Source organism: Pseudomonas sp. ARP3, from assembly GCF_001029595.1.
GTDB lineage: Bacteria > Pseudomonadota > Gammaproteobacteria > Pseudomonadales > Pseudomonadaceae > Aquipseudomonas > Aquipseudomonas rhodesiae.
Genome location: NZ_LEKF01000029.1, coordinates 59,507 through 82,401, shown reverse-complemented (window position 1 = coordinate 82,401; position 22,895 = coordinate 59,507). Strand labels below are relative to the sequence as shown.

At 61.4% G+C, this 22,895-nt stretch carries 27 protein-coding genes; 14 read left to right on the top strand and 13 right to left on the bottom strand.

The features are described from left to right. The 7 genes from ABX75_RS28820 to ABX75_RS25365 form a co-directional block, all read left to right on the top strand. Positions 1-1,109: RHS repeat domain-containing protein (locus tag ABX75_RS28820; RefSeq protein ID WP_144419327.1), on the top strand; the 1,109-nt coding region annotated here is incomplete at its 5' end. After that, on the top strand, positions 1,106-1,438 hold the full coding sequence (locus ABX75_RS25390; protein ID WP_034115239.1) for a hypothetical protein: 333 nt from the start codon (positions 1,106-1,108) through the stop codon (positions 1,436-1,438). The genes ABX75_RS28820 and ABX75_RS25390, both read left to right, overlap by 4 nt. 409 nt (positions 1,439-1,847) lie before the next feature. Then, entirely contained in the window at positions 1,848-2,987 is a 1,140-nt protein-coding gene (locus tag ABX75_RS25385; protein WP_047882874.1) for a Fic family protein, read from the top strand. A 74-nt stretch (positions 2,988-3,061) separates the two neighbouring features. Next, complete coding sequence (locus ABX75_RS25380; protein WP_003194556.1) at positions 3,062-3,304, top strand: exodeoxyribonuclease VII small subunit; 243 nt, start codon at positions 3,062-3,064, stop codon at positions 3,302-3,304. After that, complete coding sequence (gene ispA / locus ABX75_RS25375; RefSeq protein ID WP_034100956.1) at positions 3,301-4,188, top strand: (2E,6E)-farnesyl diphosphate synthase; 888 nt, start codon at positions 3,301-3,303, stop codon at positions 4,186-4,188. Before ABX75_RS25380 ends, ispA begins: the two co-directional genes overlap by 4 nt. Before the next feature lie 111 nt (positions 4,189-4,299). Next, on the top strand, positions 4,300-6,198 hold the full coding sequence (dxs, locus tag ABX75_RS25370; protein WP_034100957.1) for a 1-deoxy-D-xylulose-5-phosphate synthase: 1,899 nt from the start codon (positions 4,300-4,302) through the stop codon (positions 6,196-6,198). A gap of 82 nt (positions 6,199-6,280) precedes the next feature. Further along, positions 6,281-8,164: a TonB-dependent receptor domain-containing protein gene (locus tag ABX75_RS25365; protein ID WP_047882873.1), complete on the top strand. Its 1,884-nt coding sequence runs from the start codon at positions 6,281-6,283 to the stop codon at positions 8,162-8,164. 8 nt (positions 8,165-8,172) lie between these two features. Here the strand turns inward: ABX75_RS25365 and ABX75_RS25360 are convergent, their stop codons facing one another. The 11 genes from ABX75_RS25360 to nrdR all read right to left on the bottom strand — a co-directional run bounded on the left by ABX75_RS25360 (position 8,173) and on the right by nrdR (position 16,379). Further along, entirely contained in the window at positions 8,173-8,961 is a 789-nt protein-coding gene (locus ABX75_RS25360; RefSeq protein WP_047882872.1) for a cobalamin-binding protein, read from the bottom strand. Then, positions 8,958-9,377: a hypothetical protein gene (locus tag ABX75_RS25355; RefSeq protein WP_034100960.1), complete on the bottom strand. Its 420-nt coding sequence runs from the start codon at positions 9,375-9,377 to the stop codon at positions 8,958-8,960. Before ABX75_RS25355 ends, ABX75_RS25360 begins: the two co-directional genes overlap by 4 nt. After that, a complete protein-coding gene (gene ribA / locus ABX75_RS25350) occupies positions 9,374-9,991 on the bottom strand; it encodes a GTP cyclohydrolase II (protein ID WP_034100961.1) in 618 nt (205 codons plus the stop codon). Before ribA ends, ABX75_RS25355 begins: the two co-directional genes overlap by 4 nt. Positions 9,992-10,119: 128 nt before the next feature. After that, on the bottom strand, positions 10,120-10,848 hold the full coding sequence (locus ABX75_RS25345; protein ID WP_034100962.1) for an ABC transporter substrate-binding protein: 729 nt from the start codon (positions 10,846-10,848) through the stop codon (positions 10,120-10,122). A gap of 66 nt (positions 10,849-10,914) precedes the next feature. Continuing rightward, complete coding sequence (thiL, locus tag ABX75_RS25340) at positions 10,915-11,880, bottom strand: thiamine-phosphate kinase (protein WP_047882871.1); 966 nt, start codon at positions 11,878-11,880, stop codon at positions 10,915-10,917. Between the two features lie 18 nt (positions 11,881-11,898). Beyond that, positions 11,899-12,399 carry a transcription antitermination factor NusB gene (gene nusB / locus ABX75_RS25335; RefSeq protein WP_034100964.1) on the bottom strand — a complete coding sequence of 167 codons (501 nt, stop codon included), beginning with the start codon at positions 12,397-12,399 and terminating at the stop codon, positions 11,899-11,901. Further along, positions 12,396-12,872: a 6,7-dimethyl-8-ribityllumazine synthase gene (ribE, locus tag ABX75_RS25330; protein ID WP_034100965.1), complete on the bottom strand. Its 477-nt coding sequence runs from the start codon at positions 12,870-12,872 to the stop codon at positions 12,396-12,398. The genes nusB and ribE overlap by 4 nt, the downstream gene beginning before the upstream one ends. An 88-nt stretch (positions 12,873-12,960) precedes the next feature. Beyond that, a complete protein-coding gene (gene ribBA / locus ABX75_RS25325; RefSeq protein WP_034100966.1) occupies positions 12,961-14,052 on the bottom strand; it encodes a bifunctional 3,4-dihydroxy-2-butanone-4-phosphate synthase/GTP cyclohydrolase II in 1,092 nt (363 codons plus the stop codon). A gap of 15 nt (positions 14,053-14,067) precedes the next feature. Continuing rightward, the gene (locus ABX75_RS25320; protein WP_034100967.1) at positions 14,068-14,730 is read right to left on the bottom strand and encodes a riboflavin synthase; all 663 of its coding nucleotides are present in this window, start codon (positions 14,728-14,730) and stop codon (positions 14,068-14,070) included. Between the two features lie 45 nt (positions 14,731-14,775). After that, complete coding sequence (ribD, locus tag ABX75_RS25315; RefSeq protein WP_034115244.1) at positions 14,776-15,912, bottom strand: bifunctional diaminohydroxyphosphoribosylaminopyrimidine deaminase/5-amino-6-(5-phosphoribosylamino)uracil reductase RibD; 1,137 nt, start codon at positions 15,910-15,912, stop codon at positions 14,776-14,778. Next, entirely contained in the window at positions 15,909-16,379 is a 471-nt protein-coding gene (gene nrdR / locus ABX75_RS25310) for a transcriptional regulator NrdR (RefSeq protein WP_034100969.1), read from the bottom strand. Before nrdR ends, ribD begins: the two co-directional genes overlap by 4 nt. 139 nt (positions 16,380-16,518) lie before the next feature. Between nrdR and ABX75_RS25305 the strand changes: the two genes are divergently transcribed. After that, positions 16,519-16,974: a YbaY family lipoprotein gene (locus ABX75_RS25305; protein ID WP_034100970.1), complete on the top strand. Its 456-nt coding sequence runs from the start codon at positions 16,519-16,521 to the stop codon at positions 16,972-16,974. Continuing rightward, the gene (locus ABX75_RS25300) at positions 16,971-17,624 is read left to right on the top strand and encodes a methyltransferase (RefSeq protein WP_034100971.1); all 654 of its coding nucleotides are present in this window, start codon (positions 16,971-16,973) and stop codon (positions 17,622-17,624) included. Before ABX75_RS25305 ends, ABX75_RS25300 begins: the two co-directional genes overlap by 4 nt. Before the next feature lie 34 nt (positions 17,625-17,658). On the opposite strand, the gene ABX75_RS29530 is transcribed toward ABX75_RS25300, so the two are convergent. After that, positions 17,659-17,976 (bottom strand): hypothetical protein, encoded by a 318-nt coding sequence (locus ABX75_RS29530; RefSeq protein ID WP_177329713.1) that lies wholly within the window; start codon positions 17,974-17,976, stop codon positions 17,659-17,661. A 12-nt stretch (positions 17,977-17,988) separates the two neighbouring features. Here ABX75_RS29530 and ABX75_RS25295 point away from each other — a divergent pair, with 12 nt between their 5' ends. After that, complete coding sequence (locus ABX75_RS25295; protein ID WP_309295759.1) at positions 17,989-18,888, top strand: Abi family protein; 900 nt, start codon at positions 17,989-17,991, stop codon at positions 18,886-18,888. Between the two features lie 73 nt (positions 18,889-18,961). After that, the gene (gene trxA, locus ABX75_RS25290; RefSeq protein WP_034115246.1) at positions 18,962-19,834 is read left to right on the top strand and encodes a thioredoxin; all 873 of its coding nucleotides are present in this window, start codon (positions 18,962-18,964) and stop codon (positions 19,832-19,834) included. Here trxA and ABX75_RS25285 read toward each other — a convergent pair. Further along, on the bottom strand, positions 19,831-20,178 hold the full coding sequence (locus tag ABX75_RS25285) for a hypothetical protein (RefSeq protein ID WP_034100973.1): 348 nt from the start codon (positions 20,176-20,178) through the stop codon (positions 19,831-19,833). The genes trxA and ABX75_RS25285 overlap by 4 nt on opposite strands. Before the next feature lie 132 nt (positions 20,179-20,310). On the opposite strand from ABX75_RS25285, the gene ABX75_RS25280 reads away from it, so the two are divergent. Genes ABX75_RS25280 through ABX75_RS25270 form a run of 3 tightly spaced genes read left to right on the top strand, consistent with a single transcriptional unit; the run spans position 20,311 to position 22,894 of the window. Beyond that, positions 20,311-20,910: a DUF2796 domain-containing protein gene (locus ABX75_RS25280; protein ID WP_034115247.1), complete on the top strand. Its 600-nt coding sequence runs from the start codon at positions 20,311-20,313 to the stop codon at positions 20,908-20,910. Between the two features lie 6 nt (positions 20,911-20,916). Next, positions 20,917-21,627, top strand: coding sequence for an ABC transporter ATP-binding protein (locus tag ABX75_RS25275; RefSeq protein ID WP_034100975.1), 711 nt, complete (start codon positions 20,917-20,919; stop codon positions 21,625-21,627). 1 nt (position 21,628) lies between these two features. Continuing rightward, complete coding sequence (locus ABX75_RS25270) at positions 21,629-22,894, top strand: ABC transporter permease (protein ID WP_034100976.1); 1,266 nt, start codon at positions 21,629-21,631, stop codon at positions 22,892-22,894. Position 22,895 lies beyond the last annotated feature (1 nt).

Below are 22,895 nucleotides of genomic sequence, written 5' to 3'. Positions count from 1 at the left end.
GCTTCGCCGGCAACCGCCTGCTGATCCAGGGCGACCGCCACTACACCTACGACGCCTTCGGCAACCTGACCCAGGAACGCCGCGGCAAAGGCCAGCAACTCGTCACCGAATACCGCTATGACAACCAACACCGGCTGATCGAAATCACCCGGCCCAACGGCCAAACCGCCAGCTACCGCTATGACCCGTTTGGCCGACGTATCAGCAAAACCGTCGACGGCCTCACCACCGAATTTTTCTGGCAAGGCGACACACTTATCGCCGAACACCAAGCGGGCCGCCACCGCAGCTACCTCTACGAACCCGACAGCTTCCGGCCGCTAGTCCTACTGGAAGGCTTCGGTCCAGACCACACCCAGCCCTACCACTACCAACTCGACCACCTCGGCACACCCCAGGAACTCACCACCCCCGAGGGCGATATCGCCTGGTCCGCCCACTACCGCGCCTACGGCGAAATCGCCCGCCTCGACGTAGGCAAACTCGACAACCCACTGCGCTTCCAGGGCCAATACTTCGACGAAGAAAGCGGCCTGCACTACAACCGCCATCGCTACTACAATCCGGATATTGGTCGCTACCTGACGCCGGACCCGGTGAAGTTGGCGGGTGGGATCAACTCCTACCAGTACGCTCTAAACCCTACAGGATGGGTAGATCCGTTAGGCTTAAACACCTGCCCCGGGGGAGACGGTTGTAAGCCAGAGGTAGCTGCTAATGAACCGGCCAAAACTGTAAAAGCTGATGAAGGAGATGCTGTATTACCCAAAACAGGAGGAGCTGAGCGATCAGCTAAATACTCAGCGAATTGGAAAACAGCTAGCCTGAGTGAAAACATTGTCAAATTTGCCGGCACCGATCCAACTGTAACCACAACAGACAAAGGCAAAAAAATATATAAGAACCCTCTAAATGGAATTGAAGTTGTAGAGGACATCAATGGAAACTACTTTAGAATCTACGACCCATCATTGCCGGGATCGAGACGATACTTAAGCCTTGAAGGCGTCGTGCCCAACAACAAGACATCTCCTTCAGGAAAGCAAATGGGCAGAACACAAAGTGAATACAATGAAGCAACCCATTTCAATAAGGAACTAAAACAATGAAGATGATTTGTGTCCCACTCACGCTAGAGGCCATGAGGTTATTGGACATAAATGATTGCCCGGACTCTCTGCTTGAAACCATTCACCTCACCGATGAAGATTATAAAAAACTACTGATCTCTGGCGCAGTGGAAACTATAAATAACACCCTGGGAAAAATAATTGACGACTACGAAGATGAGAGTATCAATACCAACGAGGACCTCATCAAGGCGCTAGCGATATTTAAAGACCACCTGACGCCTGAAAACTCATCAGTAATGAAAAAATTGATCCACCTGAACACAATCGCAATCAAGAACCACACAGGGCTATTTTTCTTCTTTTAGCTTGATACATGTACTTGGTAAATGGTCAATTTCTACCATTTCTCCATAGCGCAACTAAAACATTGAGTTTGATGAGCTAATCACTCGCTAATCCAGCTTTTTTCGAAGTGAGATCAACTAACATTTTTCTTTATCCAACAAATATCTGAGCAGAACGTCACCTACGGGCTTGGTATAGAGACACACTCATTCGACTTTGATGTCGGGACGCATCATGGATGACTGCTCCTGAAAAATCGGAGAGTACAGCATCCGTCATTAGATTTCGGCCTAGAAGGTGGACTTTATGGCGTGCTCACGAAAACACCCACCACCAGCCTAGACCCTGAGCCAAATCCGCAGCACAATCGGCTCACCAAATGAGCCGAATAACCCCTTTATTCGGCTCACGCACCCCAGGCATTCCACCATGGCTCATCCGCACTGGATCTGGCAACACGCCGACTGGCCGCACTTCCACTGGCAACCCGGTCGCCTCGCGCCGTTGCTGCGCGATTGCGGACAAGCCCAGGGCAAGTTGCTGGGCATGCTCGGCTCCGTCAGCCAGCCAGTCAGCGCACAGAATGAACTGGATGCGCTGCTGCAAAATATCCTGACGTCCTCGGCGATTGAGGGTGAACAGTTGAATGTCGGCTCGGTGCGCTCGTCCCTGGCAAGGCGGATGGGCCTGGAAGCGATGGAAGACGGTCAGGTAAGCCGCCGCAGCGAAGGCCTCGCCGAGTTGATGATGGATGCCACTCAACAATTCACCCAGCCGTTTACCCTCGCCCGCCTATTGAAATGGCATCACTTATTGTTCCCGGTCCCGGAAGCGGGCTATGCCGCTCGAGCGCTCAATATTGGATCCTTGAGGGGAGATGAGCCAATGCAAGTCGTGTCGGGCCGGCTTGATCGGCCGACCGTGCATTTCGAGGCCCCGCCACGTCTGGGACTGGAGCAGGCACTGGCGGATTTTCTGGAGTGGTTCGAAACCAGCCGCGATCAGCCGGAACTGGACCCATTGGTACGCGCCGGCGTCGCGCACTTCTGGTTTGTCACACTGCATCCTTTCGATGACGGCAATGGTCGCCTGACACGCGCTATCACCGATTTGGCACTGGCCCAGGGTGAACACCAGGCCATCCGTTTCTATGCCATGTCAGCCAGCATCCTCGAAGACCGCACCGGCTACTACAACGCACTGGAATCCCGCCAGAAGGCCTCACTGGATATCACTGACTGGCTGGAGTGGTTCCTTAAAACCCTGTTACGCAGCGTGCAGCAGGCAATGGCGCGGATTGACCGAGTGCTGGGAAAGAGTCGGTTCTGGCAGCAACACTGCGACCTCCCTTTGTCTGCTGAACAGATCAAGGTCCTCAATCGCCTGCTCGACGGTGATGAGAAGGGCTTCGAACACGGCATCAGCGCAGCGCAGTACCAAGCGGTGGCAAAGGTCTCCAAGGCGACAGCGACGCGACACCTGGCTGACCTGCTGGAGAAAAACTGCTTGGTTCGTCTGCCCGGAGGCGGCCGCAGCACGCGTTATCAGGTCAACACAGAAGGCAAGTGAGACCCCGCTCATTTGCCCAGAATCCCCATGTCTGCTAGTGTCGCGCCGGTTTACCGTCTACCGGAATAGCCGCCATGGCCCGCAAAAAAGTTGCACTCGATTTCGAACAATCCCTCGCTGACCTGCAAGCTCTGGTCGAGCGTCTGGAGAACGGCGAGTTGTCGCTGGAGGACTCGCTGACAGCGTTTGAGCAAGGCATCGGCCTGACCCGCGACTGTCAGAGCGCGTTGGCGCAGGCGGAGCAGAAGGTACAGGTGTTGTTGGAGCGTGACGGGGAGTTGGCCGAAGAACCTTTCGACGCGGAACAGCCGGAATGATCGACGCGTATCAGGCCAGTAGCCAAGCCCGGGTGAATGCGGCGCTGGAACCCTTGTTCGTAGCGCCAAGCCCGGAAATGAATCGCCTCTATGAAGCCATGCGTTACAGCGTGATGAATGGCGGCAAGCGCGTGCGTCCTTTGCTGGCGTACGCAGCCTGTGAAGCGCTGGGCGCGCCGGCCGAGCAGGCCAATGGCGCCGCGTGCGCGGTGGAGTTGATTCACGCGTATTCCCTGGTACATGACGATTTGCCGGCCATGGACGACGACGATCTGCGTCGCGGCCAGCCCACCACTCACAAAGCCTTCGATGAAGCCTATGCCATCCTGGCCGGTGATGGCCTGCAAAGCCTGGCGTTCAGCGCATTGCTGGACCCGCGCCTGAGCAGCGTCAACGCCGAGATCCGCCTGCGCATGGTCACCACACTGGCGCAGGCTGCGGGCCCTGCCGGTATGGTCGGCGGGCAGGCCATCGACATGGGCTCGGTCAGTCTCAAGCTGGATCAAAAAGCACTCGAACACATGCATCGCCACAAGACCGGCGCGCTGATAGAGGCCGCCGTGCAGTTGGGCGCGCTGGCCAGCGGCCATGCGCAGCCTGCGCAATTGGCGGCCTTGCAGACCTACTCCCAGGCCATCGGCCTGGCTTTCCAGGTGCAGGACGACATTCTCGACGTGGAAAGTGACACCGCCACCCTGGGCAAACGCCAGGGCGCCGATATCGCCCGGGACAAGCCGACCTATCCTGCGCTGCTCGGGCTCGACGCTGCCAAGGCCTACGCCCTGGAACTGCGTGACCAGGCCCTGGCGGCCCTGCGACCTTTCGACGCGGCGGCCGAACCTCTGCGTAACCTGGCGCGGTATATCGTCGAACGCCGCCACTGATAACCACGGCCATTACGGCCGCATATCGGCCAAGTTCGGCGCTCCGCGTGGGCAGTTTGCGATGCTTGAGGTAAACTGCCGCCTCTTTCTATACCTATAACGATTCGCCTGATGCCCACGACGTTTCAAGAGATTCCCCGCAAGCGCCCGTCCACGCCCCTGCTCGACCGTGCTGCCACGCCGGACGGCCTGCGTCGTCTGGGTGAAGCCGAGCTGGAAACCCTGGCCGATGAATTGCGCCTGGAATTGCTCTACACGGTCGGTCAGACCGGTGGGCATTTCGGTGCCGGCCTGGGCGTCATCGAGCTGACCATCGCCCTGCATTACGTGTTCGACACCCCGGACGACCGGCTGGTGTGGGACGTGGGCCATCAGGCGTATCCGCATAAAATCCTCACCGGCCGTCGCGAGCGCATGAGCACGCTGCGCCAGAAGGACGGCGTCGCCGCCTTCCCGCGTCGTTCGGAGAGCGAGTACGACACCTTTGGCGTCGGCCACTCCAGCACGTCCATCAGTGCGGCACTGGGCATGGCGATTGCCGCCCGCCTGCAAAACAGTGATCGCAAAGCGATTGCCGTGATCGGCGATGGTGCACTGACCGCCGGCATGGCGTTCGAAGCGCTGAACCACGCGCCGGAAGTGGACGCCAACATGCTGGTGATCCTCAACGACAACGACATGTCGATCTCGCGCAATGTCGGCGGCTTGTCCAACTACCTGGCCAAGATCCTTTCCAGCCGTACGTACGCCAGCATGCGCGAAGGCAGCAAAAAGGTACTCTCGCGTCTGCCCGGCGCGTGGGAAATTGCCCGGCGCACCGAAGAATACGCCAAGGGCATGCTGGTGCCCGGCACCTTGTTCGAGGAACTGGGCTGGAACTACATCGGCCCCATCGATGGCCACGACCTGCCGACCCTGATCGCCACGCTGCGCAATATGCGTGACCTCAAGGGCCCGCAGTTCCTGCATATCGTCACCAAAAAAGGCAAAGGCTTCGCCCCGGCGGAAGTCGACCCGATCGGTTATCACGCGATCACCAAGCTCGAACCGCTGGACGCTCCCGCCGCCGCGCCGAAAAAGGCCAGCGGGCCGAAGTATTCCGGGGTGTTCGGCGAGTGGCTGTGCGACATGGCCGCCGCCGACTCGCGCCTGGTGGGCATCACTCCGGCGATGAAGGAAGGCTCGGATCTGGTGGCGTTCAGCGAGCGTTTCCCGCTGCGCTACTTCGACGTGGCGATTGCCGAGCAACACGCGGTGACGTTCGCCGCCGGCATGGCCTGCGAAGGCGCCAAGCCCGTGGTCGCGATCTACTCCACCTTCCTGCAGCGCGGTTACGACCAATTGGTGCATGACGTGGCCGTGCAGAACCTCGACGTGCTGTTCGCCATCGACCGCGCCGGCCTGGTGGGCGAAGACGGCCCGACCCACGCCGGCAGTTTCGACTTGTCCTACCTGCGCTGCATCCCCGGCATGCTGGTGATGACGCCGAGCGACGAAAACGAATTGCGTAAGATGCTCAGTACCGGCCATCTGTACAACGGCCCGGCTGCGGTGCGCTACCCACGCGGCAACGGTCCGAACGCCGTGATCGAAAAAGACCTGGAGCCCATCGAGATCGGTAAGGGCGTAGTGCGTCGCCAGGGCAGCCAGGTGGCGTTCCTGGTATTCGGCGTGCAATTGGCCGAAGCCTTGAAAGTCGCCGAGAAGATCGACGCCACGGTGGTCGACATGCGCTTCGTCAAACCTCTGGATGAAGCGCTGGTGCGCGAGATCGCCGGCAGTCACGAGTTGCTGGTCACGGTGGAAGAAAACGCCATCATGGGCGGCGCCGGTGCAGCGGTCAGCGAGTACCTGGCGCGGGAGAATATCCTCAAGTCGGTGCTGCACCTGGGCTTGCCGGATGTGTACGTCGAACATGCCAAGCCGGCGCAGATGCTGGCCGAATGCGGGCTGGATGAGGCCGGGATTGAAGCCTCTGTGCGCAACCGCATGGCGCTGCTGGGCCTGTAGAAAACGGGACCAAAGGAATGTGGGAGGGGGCAAGCCCCCTTCCACATTTGATTTGTGCCCTCCTCAACGCCATGGACAGCCCATGAAACACCTGTACTTTGCCTTGCTGCTCCTGCCCTCCCCGCAATTGCTCGCCGACACCCGCGACGATGCGCTGAAACTCCCCGATATCGTCATCAGCTCCAACCGCCAGGTCCAGGCGCGCAATGACAGCAGCGCCGCCAACACGGTGTTCACCCGCGACGATATCGACCGCCTGCAACCGACCAGCCTTACCGACCTGCTCAACCGCGTGCCTGGCGTGCAAGTGGCGCCCACCGGCGGGCGTGGCAGTTTGCCGGGGATCTACCTGCGCGGCACCAAGTCCGCTCAAAGCCTGGTGCTGGTGGACGGCCAGCGCATCGCCAATACCACCTCCGGCGATAGCGGCCTGCAATACATCAGTGTCGATCAGATCGAGCGCGTGGAAGTGCTGCGCGGCTCGCGCTCGGTGATCTACGGCAGCGATGCAATTGGCGGGGTAATTCAAGTCTTCACCCGACGCAACGCCGAGCAAGGCTTACAGCCACGTCTGACCTTGGGCTTCGGCAGCCTTCAGACCTGGCAGCGCAGCCTCGGTCTGTCAGGCGGGGATGAACACACGCGGTTCAACCTGGGCGCAAGCCTGGATGAAACCGCTGGCATCAACTCGACCCACGCGTCCTTTCCCACTGACGGCGACCACGATGCTTACCGTAACCAGTCCCTCAGTCTTAACCTCAGCCATTCATTCAGCGAGGCGCTGGAGGCGGGTTTCAACCTGCTCGATAGTCGGGGCAAGTCGGAGTACGACAACAGTTTCGGCCGCTACGACGCCGCCAGCGGCCAGACGCTGGGGCAAAAGCCCTACACCGATTACACCGTCAGCAGTGCCAGCGGTTACCTCGAGGCCATGTTCAACCCGCGCTGGCAGTCACGCCTGGAACTGGGCCACAGCGAGAACCGCGACACCAAGCGTGACACCCTCAGCGACGACTTCAGTGTGTTCAACACCTACCGCGACTCGGTCAACTGGCAGAACGACCTGACCCTGGACGAACACAACAGCCTGATCCTAGGCGGTGACTGGTATGAAGACCGCTTCCACGGCTCCGCCGCGTTCAGTGAAAACAGCCGCTGGAACCGCGCGGCCTTTGTGCAGCATCGGTTTCACAGCGAGTGGTTTTCCACGGAACTGGGCCTGCGCCGTGACCAGAATCAACAGTTCGGCGCGCAGAACAGTTGGAGCGGCACGCTGACCTTGCCGATCAACCCCGACAATGATGTGCTGCTGAGCTACAGCGAAGGCTTTCGCGCCCCCACCTTCAACGACCTGTATTACCCCAAGTACGGCAATCCTAACGTGCAGCCCGAAACTTCCAAGAGCTACGAATTGCAGTGGCGCAGCCAGCTCAGTGACAGCACTCACCTGGAAGCCTCGCTTTACCGTACCGACTTGAGCGACGCAATCATCGTCGATAGCACGGATATGCCGCAGAATGTGGCGGCGGCGCGTATCAACGGCATGGAAGCGGCGCTCAAGCAGGACCTGTTCGGCTGGCAGGGCAATCTGGGGTTGTCGATCATCGACCCGCGCGACCGTAGCACCGGCCATACCCTGGCCCGGCGCGCACGGCGAACGTTGAGCCTGGACCTGGACCGGCAATTCGATCAGCTCGGCCTCGGCGCCAGCTGGCAGGCAATCAGCAGCAGCTATGACGATGCCGACAATGCACAACGCCTGGGCGGTTATGCATTACTTGGGCTACGCAGCCGTTGGGCGATCAATCGAGAAGTGGCGCTGTCGCTGAAGGTCGATAACGTGCTGGACAAGTCCTACACCCGGGCGCGCTATAGCTATAACGATCCGGCGTTTATAAACAATCAGGATTACCGCGAAGAAGGTCGGGTATGGCTGTTCGGTGTGACCTGGACTCCGGAAATCTGAGGCTCCAGTCACAGGTCCGGCGCAATTACCTGGCACAACCGCCCCACCGCCTCCAGCATCTGCCCACTGGGCCGCTCCAGGCCTTTATCGGGCACCTGCCGTACGCGATCGGCCATGGTTGGCCAGGCTTTCCAGGCGTCCATTTGCGCTTGATCGCTGACCAGAATCAGCTCGGGATTGCGCTGCAACACCGACTCGATACTGACTTGCGGCGCCGGCAGTTTGAGGTCGTCGAACACATTGCGTGCGCCGCAGACCGTCAACGCGTCGCTGATGATCTGCCCACCGCCCACGGTGTACAGCGGCGAGTTCCACACCTGGTAAAACACTCGTAAAGGTTCGGCACGTCGGTAGCGCTGACGCAGTTCGGCCAGGCGCTGGCGCAACTGCTCGGCCAATTGCCGGCCGGCGTCGGCACGCCCAAGCCGCTCGGCGATGGCCTGAACCTGGGTGGTGAGTTGTTCGAGATTGTGGGGTTCGGCGACGTACACCGGGATATTCAAACGCTGCAACTGCGCGCGCTGGGCCGGGCCGACGCTGCCGGGCCACAGTAGGATCAGGTCCGGCTTGAGGCTGAGCAGGCGTTCCATGTCCAACTGCCCGTAACGCCCCACGGAAGGCACCTGCGCCAATGCCGCTGGGCGCTCGCCACCGTCGAGCAGGCCCACCAGCAGGTCGGCAGCCCCCAGTTCCATCACGATTTCCGACAGCGACGGCGCCAGGCTGACCACCCGCTCAGCCGCCAGGGCCTGGGCACTCAGCGCCAACACCAGCAGCGCCAGCCAGCGGCGCATCATCCCAACTGACGCGGGATGCGGTAGAGGTAAAACAGCACCATCGTCGACAGCGCCAATAGAAACAACGGCACCGCCTCCAGGCCGACGAACACCGCCAGCGCACCGATCCACGCGGGCAGCGCGGCCACCAGCAGCGCCGTACGGCGACGGGCCGCCAAGGTGATCCAGGCGCCGGGTTCTTCGGCGGTGTCGAGGGCTTTGGAGGTGGCGATCAACGCGTGTTTATAGCCGTTGAAGTAGCGCAGGCTGAGGAACATCGAGGCCACACCCGCGATAAAGAACGGCATGGCCAACACCGGCAGCAAGGATTCAGCCTGGCCAAACACCAGGTTGATCACAAACAAGGGCAACAGCGCCAGGGCCAGATACTGCCACCAGTTGACGGACAGCCGACGCTTGACCTGGCCCCGAGTCACGCGCGGTCTACCTCACCCTGATGCTCGTTGCCCATCATGTGGTCGAGCTTGCTGGCCTTGGTCGCCAGGTAGAGCTTGTTGTGCGGGTTTTGCCCCGTGTGCAGCGGCACGCGCTCGGCCACGGTGATGCCCATGTCGGTCAAGGCCTTGACCTTGCGCGGATTGTTGGTCATCAGGCGCAGGGATTTGACCCCCAGGTGCTCAAGCATCGGCAGGCAGATCGCGTAGTCACGCTGATCGGCCGCGAAACCCAGACGTTCGTTGGCTTCCACAGTATCGGCGCCGCCATCCTGCAATTCGTAGGCGCGGATTTTGTTCAGCAGGCCAATGCCGCGGCCTTCCTGACGCAAATACAGCAACACGCCACGACCTTCCCGGGCGATGGCCTGCAGCGCGGCTTCGAGCTGCGAGCCGCAGTCGCAGCGCTGGCTGAACAACGCATCGCCGGTCAGGCACTCAGAGTGCAGACGGCCAAGCACGGGTTCGCCATCGGCGATGTCGCCCAGGCTGAGCACAACGTGCTCGCGCCCGGTGGCTTCTTCAAGAAAGCCGCTCATGGTGAACGTGGCAAAAGGGGTAGGCAGCTTGGAAGCGGCGACGAAAACGACGGGCACCGTGTGCTCCTGATTTCAGATTTCACAGAGGCGGCATTGTAACAGCAGGTTCTGACAGACGCTTAAGCTGAATGATCGCTGATAAAGATCAATCGGTTCGATTGGCCTTCAACTCGGTTCTATGCAGGTCAGAATGGATAGGGCTGTTTCCAATGCTGGAAAATCGGTTTGAGTTCGCCGCTTTTCACCAGCACATCCATACGCCGATCAAACACGTTCCGCAGGCCCCGCCCCTGCTCGGTATCGGCAAAACCCACGTAAAGCGGTAGTTGGGTCAGATGGGTCAACTGAAAGATCGACGGGTCTTGCGCCTGATTGAGGACTTCCTGTGCCTCGGTAAAGGCATCGATGTAGAAGTCAGCTCGTCCGTGCTGCAGCATCGGCAAAATACCGTCGCGCCGACGTATCTGGTTAAAACGTCGTACATTCGGCAAGTAGGCCTCGTATTTGTAGCCATGCACCCAGGCCAGGCGATACTCCCCCAGCGTGGCCAGGCTCGGCGCCTTGGACGTGGCCAGGCCGAGGGCGTAAATGGGATCGGAATCGTAGTGCCAGCGGGGATACAGCACATCCTCGACTTCGTCACGGTACGAACCGACCCAGCCGTCCACCTCGCCGCGCTGGGCCAAGCCAACCGCTCGGGTGTAGGGCTCGGTGCGGGTTTGAACAGTGAATCCCGCCGGCTCGAATACCTTGCGCATCACGTCCCAAGCCAGGCCGCTGCCGTCGGCATTGGTGTAGCCGTCCCACGCCTCACTGGCCAGCGTAACCTTGGCAGGTGACACGGGAGTCTCCTGCGCCTGCAACAGCGTCGCGGCGGAGCACAGCAGTGTCAGCAACCAGCGGCGTACACCCATGGGGGCGACCTCCTACAGAGCCTTGCATCAGGGATTACGCTATTGAGGGTAGCCCAGGCCGCCGCTTCAGGGTGCATCGCGAAAATGTTGGTAGCCGCGCACGGCGGGTGTGATGTCCTGGCCATTGGCGTCAAGCAGTGTCACGCCCTGGCCTGCCTCGACCCGGCCGATCACATGAATCGGCCAGCCGTCGCCCAGCAACGGCGCCAGCTGCGCGGGCGGCAGGGTAAAGGCCAGCACATAGTCGTCGCCACCGCTCAGGGCGGCCACCCGCGCCTGCTCGTCACCAACGAATGCCAAAAGAGCTTTGGACAATGGCAGCGCCTGCCGCTCAATGACCAGGCTGACAGCCGAGGCTTTGGCGATATGCCCACAATCGGCCAATAGCCCATCGGAAATATCCATCGCCGCTGTGGCCTTGCCGCGCAGCGCCAATCCCAGTGCCAGTTGCGGTTGCGGCGACCAGTAATGGGCCAATAACGGCTCGGCGACGGCCGCCTCGGCGCTGCGCTGGCCTAGCACCAGCGGCAAGGCGCCGGCGGCGTTGCCCAGTTCGCCGCCCACGCATAGCCAATCACCTGGCTGCGCGCCGCTACGGGTCAGGGCCTGCCCCGCCGGGACACGGCCGAACACGGTCATGGTCAGGCTCAGCGGCCCGCGCGTGGTATCGCCCCCCACCAAGCCCACGCCGCAGCGTTGCGCCATGGCGTTCAAACCCTGGGCATAGCGTTGCAGCCAATCGGCGTCGACGCTCGGCGTAGTGAGTGCAAGGGTAAATGCGAGGGGGTGGGCGCCCATGGCGGCCAGATCACTCACCGCCACGGCCAACGAGCGCTGGCCGAGCAGGAACGGATCGCAGGGGTCGGCAAAATGCACGCCGGCCACCAGGGTATCGGTGGAGATTGCCAGTTGCTCCCCTGGGGGCAGCGCCAGCAAGGCGCAGTCGTCGCCGATCCCCAGGGCAATACCTTCACCGCCCTGCGCACAAGGCGCGGCGGCGAAGTATTTGCGGATCAGCTCAAACTCACCCATCGAGAACTCAAGCGCGGATCAGCGCTTGTGTTCCTTCACTTCGGCTTCGCGCAGGCGCGGAGCCAGCTTATCGAGCACGCCGTTGACGAACTTGTGGCCGTCGGTCGAACCGTAGACTTTCGCCAGCTCGATGCCTTCGTTGATCACCACGCGGTACGGTACGTCGACGCGCTTGAGCAGTTCCCAGGTGGACAGGCGCATTACGCACAGTTCTACCGGGTCCAGTTCCTCGATGGTCAGGTCCAGGCAAGGTGCCAGGGCCGTGTCGATCTCGGTCAAGCTGGCGTGAACGCCGTGCAGGATGTCGTGGAAATAGCTTTGATCGGCGAAGGTAAAGTCGTTATCGACGCGAAACTGCGCTTCGATTTCGTTCAGCGAAGCACCTGCCAGATGACGCTGATACAGCGCCTGGGTCGCAAGTTGACGCGCCTTGCGACGCTTCTCGCTCTTGGACGGCTTGCCGGCATCCGCAGGGCGTGGGTCCTGAGGGTTGAACTGATCGCTCTCGTCGGAAATCACTTGGCCTCCAACTGCGACAGCAGGCTGACCATTTCCAGGGCGGACAGGGCAGCTTCGGCACCTTTGTTACCGGCCTTGGTGCCGGAACGCTCGATGGCTTGTTCGATGGAATCCACGGTCAGCACGCCGAACGCAACCGGCACGCCGAACTCCATGGACACCTGGGCCAGGCCCTTGGTGCATTCGCCGGCCACGTATTCGAAGTGCGGCGTGCCGCCCCGAATGACCGCGCCCAGGGCGATGATTGCAGCGTATTCGGCCTGTTGGGCCACTTTTTGCGCAACCAGCGGAATTTCGAAGGCGCCAGGGGCGCGGATGATCGTGATATCGCTCTCGCTCACACCGTGGCGAACCAGGGCGTCCACGGCACCGCTTACCAGGCTTTCAACCACGAAGCTGTTGAAGCGGCCAACCACCAGGGCATAGCGGCCTTTGGGGGCGATGAAGGTACCTTCGATGGTCTTCAGGGTCATTCGACAAATCTCTTAAAGAGCCGGGACGCGAAAAGTGCGTCCCTCAGTGATGATTTAACCGCGAACAAGGGGCAGAAATCGCCGGCCTTTATTCGGAGGGCACGTATTCTACAACTTCCAGATCGAAACCGGATATCGCATTAAATTTCATCGGTGCGCTCATCAGGCGCATTTTGCGCACACCGAGGTCACGCAGGATCTGCGAACCGGCACCGACAATGCTGTAGGTGGTCGGGGTTTTCACCTGGGTCTGCTCGGCGGTTTCACGGATATGCGCGAGCAAAACGTCGCCATCCACCGGGTTGCCCAACAACAGCACCACGCCGCTGCCAGCCTCGGAAACCGCGGCCATGGCGGCGCGCAGGCTCCAGCGGCCGGGTTGCTTGACCATCAGCAGGTCGCGCAGCGGGTCCATGTTATGCACGCGGACCAGCGTCGGTTCATCGGCGCAAATATTGCCCAGTGTCAGGGCCATGTGCACGTCGCCTTCCACCGAATCACGGTAGGTCACCAGGTTGAATTGGCCCAGTTCGCTGTCCAGTGGCTGCTCGGCAATCCGCTGAACGGTACGTTCGTGGATCATCCGATAGTGAATCAGGTCGGCGATGGTGCCGATCTTGATGCCGTGTTCGGCGGCAAACGCTTCGAGTTCGGCGCGACGGGCCATGGTGCCGTCATCGTTCATCACTTCGCAGATCACGCCGCTGGGTTCGAAACCGGCCATGCGCGCCAGGTCGCAGGCGGCTTCGGTGTGGCCGGCACGGGCCAGGGTACCGCCGGGCTGGGCCATCAACGGGAAGATATGGCCGGGGCTGACGATGTCTTCAGCCTTGGCGTCCTTGGCGGCGGCGGCCTGCACGGTGCGCGCGCGGTCGGCGGCGGAGATGCCGGTGGTGACGCCGGTGGTGGCTTCAATCGATACGGTGAACTTGGTGCCGAAACCCGAGCCGTTACGCGGCGCCATCAACGGCAGCTTGAGCAGTTCGCAGCGCTCGCGGCTCATGGGCATACAGATCAGGCCGCGGGCGTGCTTGGCCATGAAGTTGATGTGCTCGGCCTTGCAGGCTTCGGCGGCCATGATGATGTCGCCTTCGTTCTCGCGGTCTTCGTCATCCATCAGGATGACCATCTTGCCTTGGCGGATGTCTTCAACCAGTTCTTCGATGCTATTGAGCGCCACGTGGCACCCCCTTGGTCAGGATTTCAGGTAGCCATTAGCGGCTAGAAAACTTTCGGTGATGTTCCCGGCAGTCGGCTCTGCGGCCTTATCGCCCAGCAACAGGCGCTCCAGGTAACGGGCAAGCAAGTCCACTTCCAGATTCACCCGGCGACCCGGCTGGTACGAGGCCATGATGGTTTCGCTCAGGGTGTGCGGGATGATGGTCAATTCGAATTCGGCGCCGTTGACGGCGTTCACGGTCAGGCTGGTGCCGTCGACGGTGATCGAGCCTTTGTGGGCGATGTACTTGGCCAAGTCTTTTGGCGCACGGATGCGGAATTCCACCGCCCGCGCGTTTTCGCTGCGCGACACCACTTCGCCAACGCCGTCGACGTGGCCGCTGACCAGGTGACCGCCCAGGCGGGTGGTCGGAGTCAGGGCTTTTTCCAGGTTGACCGGGCTGCCGGCCTTGAGATCGTTCATCGCCGTGCAGTCCAGGGTTTCGCGGCTGACGTCGGCGGCAAAGCCATTGCCCGGCAGTTCGATGACTGTCAGGCACACGCCGTTGACGGCGATGCTGTCGCCCAGTTTGACGTCGCCCAGGTCGAGCTTGCCGGTTTCAACCAGCAGGCGAACGTCGCCGCCCTTGGGGGTCATGGCGCGAATGCTGCCGATGGATTCGATAATGCCGGTGAACATGGCCTTCTCCTGGAAAACGGGGCCGCGCGGCGCGCAGGCCGAAAATTATACGCTGGCTGATGGCACAGGGATGGCGGTGACTCGCCAGTCGTCGCCTACAGCGCGCATGTCAGTGATCTTGAGTTGGGGAGCGTCGGCCAGTTTCTCAAGCGGCCAGTCCAGCAAAGGGCGGGCGGCGGAGCCGAGGAACTTGCCGGCGACGAATATCACGTATTCGTCCACCAGGCCCTGCTGCGCAAACGCGCCGGCCAGACTTGGCCCTGCCTCCACCAGCACTTCGTTGACGCCCCTCGCAGCCAGCGCCACCAGCGCCGAACGCAGGTCGACCTGGCCGTCGACGCCCGGTACTACCAGGCATTCAGGGCCACGGGGAAACTGGTTTTCCGGGGTCACGCAGGTGATGACCAGTGCCGGGCCGGCCTTGAAGAACGGCGCATTGAGCGGCACCCGCAGGCGGCCGTCGATCAACACGCGCAACGGCGGGCGCGACATGGCCAAGGCGGTTGTGGCTTCATCGAGGCCCAGTTCGGCGGCACGCACGGTCAGCCGCGCGCCGTCGGCCAGCACCGTGTCGGCACCGGTCAAGACCACACTGGCCTCGGCACGCAGGCGCTGCACAGCGGCACGGGCGGCGGGGCCGGTGATCCATTGGCTTTCGCCGCTGGCCATCGCGGTGCGACCGTCCAGGCTCATCGCCAACTTGACCCGCACAAAAGGCAGACCGTGTTCCATACGCTTGAGAAAGCCGGGGTTCAGCGCTCGCGCCTGGCTCTCCAGCACGCCGCTGCGCACTTCGATCCCAGCCTGGGCCAGACGCTGCATGCCGCGCCCGGCGACTTCCGGATTGGGGTCCTGCATCCCGGCCACCACCCGTGCCACGCCAGCACTCACCAGCGCATCGGCGCATGGCGGCGTGCGGCCATGGTGGCTGCAAGGTTCGAGGGTCACGTACACCGTGGCGCCGCGCGCTTTATCGCCGGCGGCGCGCAGGGCATTGGGCTCTGCGTGGGGCTCGCCGGTGCGCTCATGCCAGCCTTCGCCGACAATCTGCCCATCGCGCACGATCACGCAGCCGACCCGTGGGTTGGGATGGGTGGTGTACACGCCCTTGCGCGCAAGCTCCAGGGCACGGGCCATGTAGTGGGCGTCGAGCACGGCCTGTTCGGCGGAAGGCGGGTTCATTGTTTGGCCGGCTCGCGGGCAAGGCGATCAATCTCTTCGCGGAACTCGTTGAGGTCCTGGAAGCGTCGGTACACCGAGGCGAAACGGATATAGGCGACTTCGTCGAGCTTTTGCAGCTCGCCCATCACCAGCTCGCCCACGACCAGGCTCTTAACCTCGCGCTCGCCGGTGGCACGCAATTTGTGCTTGATATGCGCCAGGGCCGCTTCCAGCCGCTCGACGCTCACCGGGCGTTTTTCCAGGGCACGCTGCATACCGGCGCGCAGTTTTTCTTCGTCGAAGGGTTGGCGGCTGCCGTCGGACTTGATCAGCCGTGGCAACACCAGTTCGGCGGTTTCGAAGGTGGTGAAACGTTCACCGCAGCCAGAGGCCAGGCATTCGCGCCGGCGACGTACTTGATCGCCCTCGGCGACCAGTCGCGAGTCGATGACCTTGGTGTCGTTGGCACCGCAGAAGGGACAGTGCATGGTGGCAGGCAACAAAAAATGGGAGGGCCATGGTAGCGCATCCCCGTGGCAAGACAAGCCATAGCCTTTACGGTATATAGGCTGACAATTATGTTTCTTCTCTTTTAAGCCACGGATTTTGTCCCTTCTGGAGCCGTACATGCAGTTACGACCTGTTGTTTTACTCGCGTTGTTCAGTGTTCTGGTCGCCTGCAGCAGCGAAGCCCCCAAGCCGAGCGCGCCCCAACCGACGCCCGCGCAGGAGAAAAAAGTCCCAGGGGTCGAAGACCTCGGCCCCCTGCCGGCCTACCAGCGTGAAATCAACGGCAGCCTGACCAACGTGCCCGCCGGCGCCGAGGTCGAGATGGCATTGCTGGTGATCGACGACCGCTCGCGCCCGCAACAATTACTGGCCAGCAGTGTGCTGACCGGCAACGGCAAACCCCTGGCCTTCCGCCTGCGATTCAACCCTGAAGCGTTCCCGGCCGGTGCGCGGGTCGAGTTGCGCGGTCGCGCCAGCCAATCCGGCCAGTTGATCCTGCACCTGCCCGCCGTGCGCATTACCCAGGCGATCACCCAGACCACCGGCCCCCTGCAACTCGTCAAAGCACCATGACGCCACCGCTGCACCTGCAGCGCGCCCTGAGTGCGCTGATCGGCGACGCGCACCTGGTGCCCTGCGCGCTGCCGGGCACCGACCTGTGGTTATGGCTGCTGGACGCGGACAACATGGACCGCGCCTTCAGCCAGGAAGAAACCCGGCGCATCCTGCATGAACCGCCCTACTGGAGTTTTTGCTGGGCCAGCGGCCTGGCGTTGGCCCGCTATCTGGCGGCGCACCCTGATTGGGTTGCGGGCAAGCGCGTGCTGGACTTCGGCGCTGGCTCCGGGGTGGCTGGCATCGCCGCCGTCAAAGCTGGCGCCCTGGAAGTGGTGGCCTGCGACCTTGACCCGCTGGCACTCGCGTCTTGTCGGGCGAATGCCGAACTCAACGGCGTCGAACTGGCTTATTCCGCCGATTTTTTCGCCGAAGCCGACCGCTTCGACCTGATCCTGGTGGCCGACGTGCTCTACGACCGCGCCAACCTGCCACTGCTGGATCACTTCCTCAGCCGTGGACGCGAAGCGTTGGTGGCCGATTCGCGCGTGCGGGACTTCCAACACCCCGCCTATCGACGCCTGGACATACTGGATGCCCTGACCCTGCCGGACCTGGCCGAGCCTTGGGAGTTTCGCAAGGTGAGCCTGTACCATTCGAAGCGTTAAACCCGCACGTTACAGATTTTCAGCAATAGATTGGTTAAGACAGCAAAAGCGGGTGCATGGAAAATGCCCTCCTTCGCAAGCGGCCTGGACCATCGATCTGCATGCTTTTCCAAACAGTTTCAATCATTGCTGAGCGCTCAACGCCCTTGCAAAAAATCGGGCGGCTACCTAACCTTTGCAGCAATACACCCGCCATGCCTCTGGTTGCCTTAGCAACCAAGCACAAATTGTGCGGGTTTTTTTTGCCCGGTATTTTTTGAGCATGAGGACATTCAGCAAACCCGCCATTGACGTTCGCGCCCAGCTTGAGCTGCTCAAGCACCGCGGGTTGAATGTTCAGGATGAGGTTCACGCAGAGTCTTTTTTGCAATCGGTCAGCTTCTTTAGGCTCAGCCCCTATATGCGACCGTTTCAGCAACCGGAGGATATCGATCATCGCTTTCGTGATGGCAGCCAGTTTCGTCAGTTAACGCGTCTCTACGACTTTGATCGACGGCTTCGCTTACTGACCATGGATGCCATCGAGAGAGTCGAAATCGCATCTCGTGCAGTCATCAGCAACCATATGGGGCCCGCCCATGGCAGTCATTGGTATATAGACCCACGAATGTTCCATCAGATGTTCGATCATCAGCGGCTGCTTACGACGCTGTCCTTCAAACAATCCACAGCCATGCGTGATTTTCAGCGCGAATGCGAGCGCATCGATAGATCCCGTGCGGACGACAGGAGAAAAGGCCTACTTAAACGCCAAAGAGCTAAAGAAAGCTACGCCCGCCACTACCCCGCCACCTACGCCCACCCACCTCTTATGCCTGGCTGGGCGATGTTGGAGGAACTGACACTGGGCGATTTATCCCATTTATATAAAGGCTTGGCGAAAGACGCGGACAAAAAGGCGATTGCCAGGCGTCTGGGAATTGCGGCTCCCCTGATGCAGTCTTGGCTGCACACCCTGACCACCATTCGAAACATATGCGCCCATCATTCACGGCTGTGGAACCGAGAATTAGGCATTCGTCCCGAACTGCCAAAGAAAGCCAACTTTTTATGGCCCAAACATCTCTTTCAGCCCGGGCCGCACACCCGCATTTTTGCAGCGCTATGCATTTTGAATCATCTGACACATCGAGTGAGCCCCGACAGCCACTGGGATCAACGCTTGCATCAACTGATTTGCGAATTTCCCGACGTTAGCCTTAATGCGATGGGCTTCCCTCTCAATTGGTATCAGGACCCTTTTTGGCATGCGCTTGAAAACTGAGCACCCTGCTGCTTCCGGTAGCTTTCGCCAGCCCTTATAGTTGCCCCCATTCCCGCTTTCTTCGAGACGCCCCATGAGTGAGCCCACCCCGTATATCTTCGACGCCACCACTGCCACCTTCGACCAGGCGGTAATCGAAAACTCATTCCACAAACCTGTACTCGTGGATTTCTGGGCCGAGTGGTGCGCGCCGTGCAAGGCGTTGATGCCGATGCTGGCGCAGATTGCCGAGAGTTATCAGGGCGAGTTGTTGTTGGCCAAGGTCGATTGCGATGCCGAGCAGGATATCGTCGCGCGCTTTGGTATCCGCAGCCTGCCGACCGTTGTGCTGTTCAAGGACGGTCAACCGGTGGACGGGTTTGCCGGGGCGCAGCCGGAATCGGCGGTGCGTGCGATGCTGGAGCCCCATGTGCAGATGCCACCGCCGGCCGCGGCGGACCCGTTGGAGCAGGCCCAGGCGTTGTTTGCCGAAGGGCGTATCAGCGATGCCGAAGCCGTATTGGTGGCGCTGCTGGGCGAGGACAACACCAACGCCGGTGCGCTGATCCTCTACGCGCGCTGCCTGGCCGAACGCGGTGAGTTAGGCGAAGCCCAGACCGTGCTGGATGCGGTGAAAAGCGACGATCACAAAGCCGCCCTCGCCGGCGCCAAGGCGCAAATCACCTTTCTGCGCCAGGCCGCCGACCTGCCGGACGCCGCCGAGCTGAAAAGCCGTCTGGCCCAGAACCCGCAGGATGATGAAGCGGCGTATCAACTGACGATCCAGCAATTGGCCCGCCAGCAATACGAGGCGGCGCTGGAAGGTCTACTCAAATTGTTCATCCGCAACCGCAGCTACAACGAAGGCTTGCCGCACAAGACCTTGCTGCAAGTGTTCGAACTGCTGGGCAACGATCACCCGCTGGTGACGGCGTACCGCCGCAAGCTGTTTGCCGCGCTGTACTAATCGCCGACCCAACGGTACAGCGGCGTATCCCCGCCGCTGGCCACTTTGACCTTGGCGCTGTGGCGCAGGCGCACCAGCAGACGCTTGCCCGCCGCCGCGTCGCCGGCCAGCCCTTCCAACTGATCGAGCAGTTCCAGGCCGCTGAGTTGGCCCGCATTGCGCAATAGGTCCTGGGCGCCCTGCCATAGGTCATCGTTGGGCTTCGCCGCGGCTGCCGGTGCAGCGCTGGCTGGCGCCACTGGCGCGGTCTGAAATTGCGCGCCCAGGCGGGCCCAATCGCCGTCGTCCATCTCTACCGTCAAGTCCACCGGCAGGTCGCCGATGGTTCCACGAATTCGCAACATCGTCCCTACTCCCGCAGTTTTTCCGACCGGCATGCTCCCATGTGGCTTGCACAACGCCAAGCGGGCGGTCAAACTCTTGCCACTATTGTTATAAGATCACATAACAAAACTTTCATCTCCGGGAGCTTTTCCATGCGCCGTCTGTTGCTTGCCCTGCCGTTTGCCCTGCTGCCACTGGCCGTTGCTCAGGCTCATGAGGACCATGACCACGAACACGGTAGCCTCGGCGCCCACGAACACGGCGTCGCTCGTCTCAACGCGGTGCTCGACGGCCAAGCCTTGGAGCTTGAGCTGGACAGCCCGGCGATGAACCTGGTGGGGTTCGAGCACATGGCCAGCAGCGCCGCCGATAAAGCCAAAGTCGCCGCCGCGCGCAAGCAACTGGAAAACCCTGTTGCCCTCTTCAACCTGCCCACGGCCGCCGGTTGCAAAGTCAGCTCCCAGGAACTCAACAGCCCGTTGTTCGGTGACAAGCCCGAAGCCGATCACGACGACGATGATGACGCCACCGACGGCAAAGGCGCAGCCGCCCATGAGCATCATCACGACCACAGCGAAATCCACGCTCACTATCAATTCACCTGCGCCACACCGAGCGCCCTGAGCAATCTGGACCTGACCCAAGTGTTCAAGACCTTTCCCGCCACCCAGAAAATTCAGGTACAACTGATCGGCCCGAGCGGCCAGCAAGGCGTTGATGCGACGGCCACCGCAGCCACTTTGAAGTTCTGAGTGCCCATGACCCACCCATTGATCGAACTGTCCGACCTGGGCTTTAGCTGGCCCGGTCATCCTCAGTTGCTGGATATCCCCGCCTTTCGTCTGGAGCGCGGGGAAACCCTGTTTCTCAAAGGCCCCAGCGGCAGCGGTAAAACCACGTTGCTGGGCTTACTGGGTGGCGTGCAGAAGCCCGGCCGAGGCAGCATCCGCCTGCTCGGCCAGGAACTCACCGCGCTGTCGGCGGGTGCCCGGGATCGCTTCCGTGTTGATCACACTGGCTATATCTTCCAGCAGTTCAACCTGTTGCCGTTCCTGTCGGTGCGCGAGAACGTCGAGCTGCCTTGCCACTTTTCCAAGCTGCGCGCGCAACGCGCGGTCCAGCGTCACGGCAGCGTCGACCAGGCAGCCGCTACTCTGCTCGCGCACTTGGGGTTGAAAGACAAGGATCTGCTGGAGCGCCGCGCCGACTCGCTGTCCATCGGCCAGCAACAACGGGTGGCCGCCGCCCGTGCGCTGATCGGTCAACCGGAACTGGTGATCGCCGACGAACCCACCTCGGCCCTGGACTACGACGCCCGCGAAGCCTTTATCCAACTGCTGTTCGCCGAGTGCCGCGACGCCGGTGCCAGCCTGTTGTTCGTCAGCCATGACCAGAGCCTGGCGCCGCTGTTCGACCGTCATTTGTCGCTGGCCGAACTCAATCGCGCCGCCACGCCCGCAGAGGTTTGAGATGTATCTGTTCCGTCTAGCCATGGCCAGCCTGGCGAACCGCCGCTTCACCGCGATCCTCACCGCCTTCGCCATCGCTTTGTCGGTGTGCCTGTTGTTGGCCGTGGAGCGGGTGCGCGTCGAGGCCCGCAATAGTTTCGCCAGCACCATCAGCGGCACCGACCTGATCGTCGGCGCGCGCTCGGGCTCGGTGAACCTGCTGCTGTACTCGGTGTTCCGCATTGGCAACGCCACCAACAACATCCGCTGGGACAGCTTCGAGCATTTCGCCGCCAGCCCTCAGGTGAAATGGGCGATTCCGATTTCCCTCGGTGACTCCCACCGCGGCTACCGCGTGATGGGCACCAACGCCTCTTACTTCGAGCACTACCAGTACGGCCGCAAGCAGAACCTCGAACTGGCCAGCGGCCGCGCCTTTGCCAGCGACCCGTTCGAAGTGGTGCTCGGCGCCGAAGTGGCCGATGCGCTGCACTATAAACTCGGCGACAAACTGGTGCTGGCCCACGGCGTAGCGGTGGTCAGCCTGGTGAAGCACGATGACAAGCCGTTCACCGTGGTCGGTATTCTTAAGCGCACTGGCACGCCGGTGGACCGTACGCTGCATATCAGCCTCGGCGGCATGGAAGCGATCCACATCGACTGGCACAACGGCGTCCCCGCCCAAGGCAAAGGCCGGATCAGCGCGGACCAGGCGCGCAACATGGACCTTACGCCGCAGGCCATCACCGCTTTTATGCTGGGCCTGAACAACAAGATCTCCACCTTCGCCCTGCAACGGGAGATCAACGAATTTCGCGGCGAGCCGATGCTGGCGATCCTGCCGGGCGTGGCGTTGCAAGAGCTGTGGAGCATGATGGGCACCGCCGAAAAAGCGCTGTTTGTAATCTCGCTGTTCGTGGTGCTGACCGGCCTGATCGGCATGCTCACGGCGATCCTCACCAGCCTCAACGAGCGCCGCCGCGAGATGGCGATTTTGCGCTCGGTGGGTGCGCGACCGTGGCACATCGCGACGCTGCTGATCTTCGAAGCCTTCGCCCTGGCGCTGTCAGGAGTAACCGCGGGCGTTGGTTTGCTCTATGTGTGCATCGCCGCCTCGCGCGGTTACTTGCAGGCCAATTACGGCCTGGACCTGCCGATGTCATGGCCGAGCGAATATGAATGGACCCTGCTCGCCGGTATCCTGGCCGCCGCGCTGTTGATGGGCAGCGTGCCCGCGTGGCGCGCCTATCGACAATCCCTGGCCGACGGCCTGTCCATTCGTTTATGAG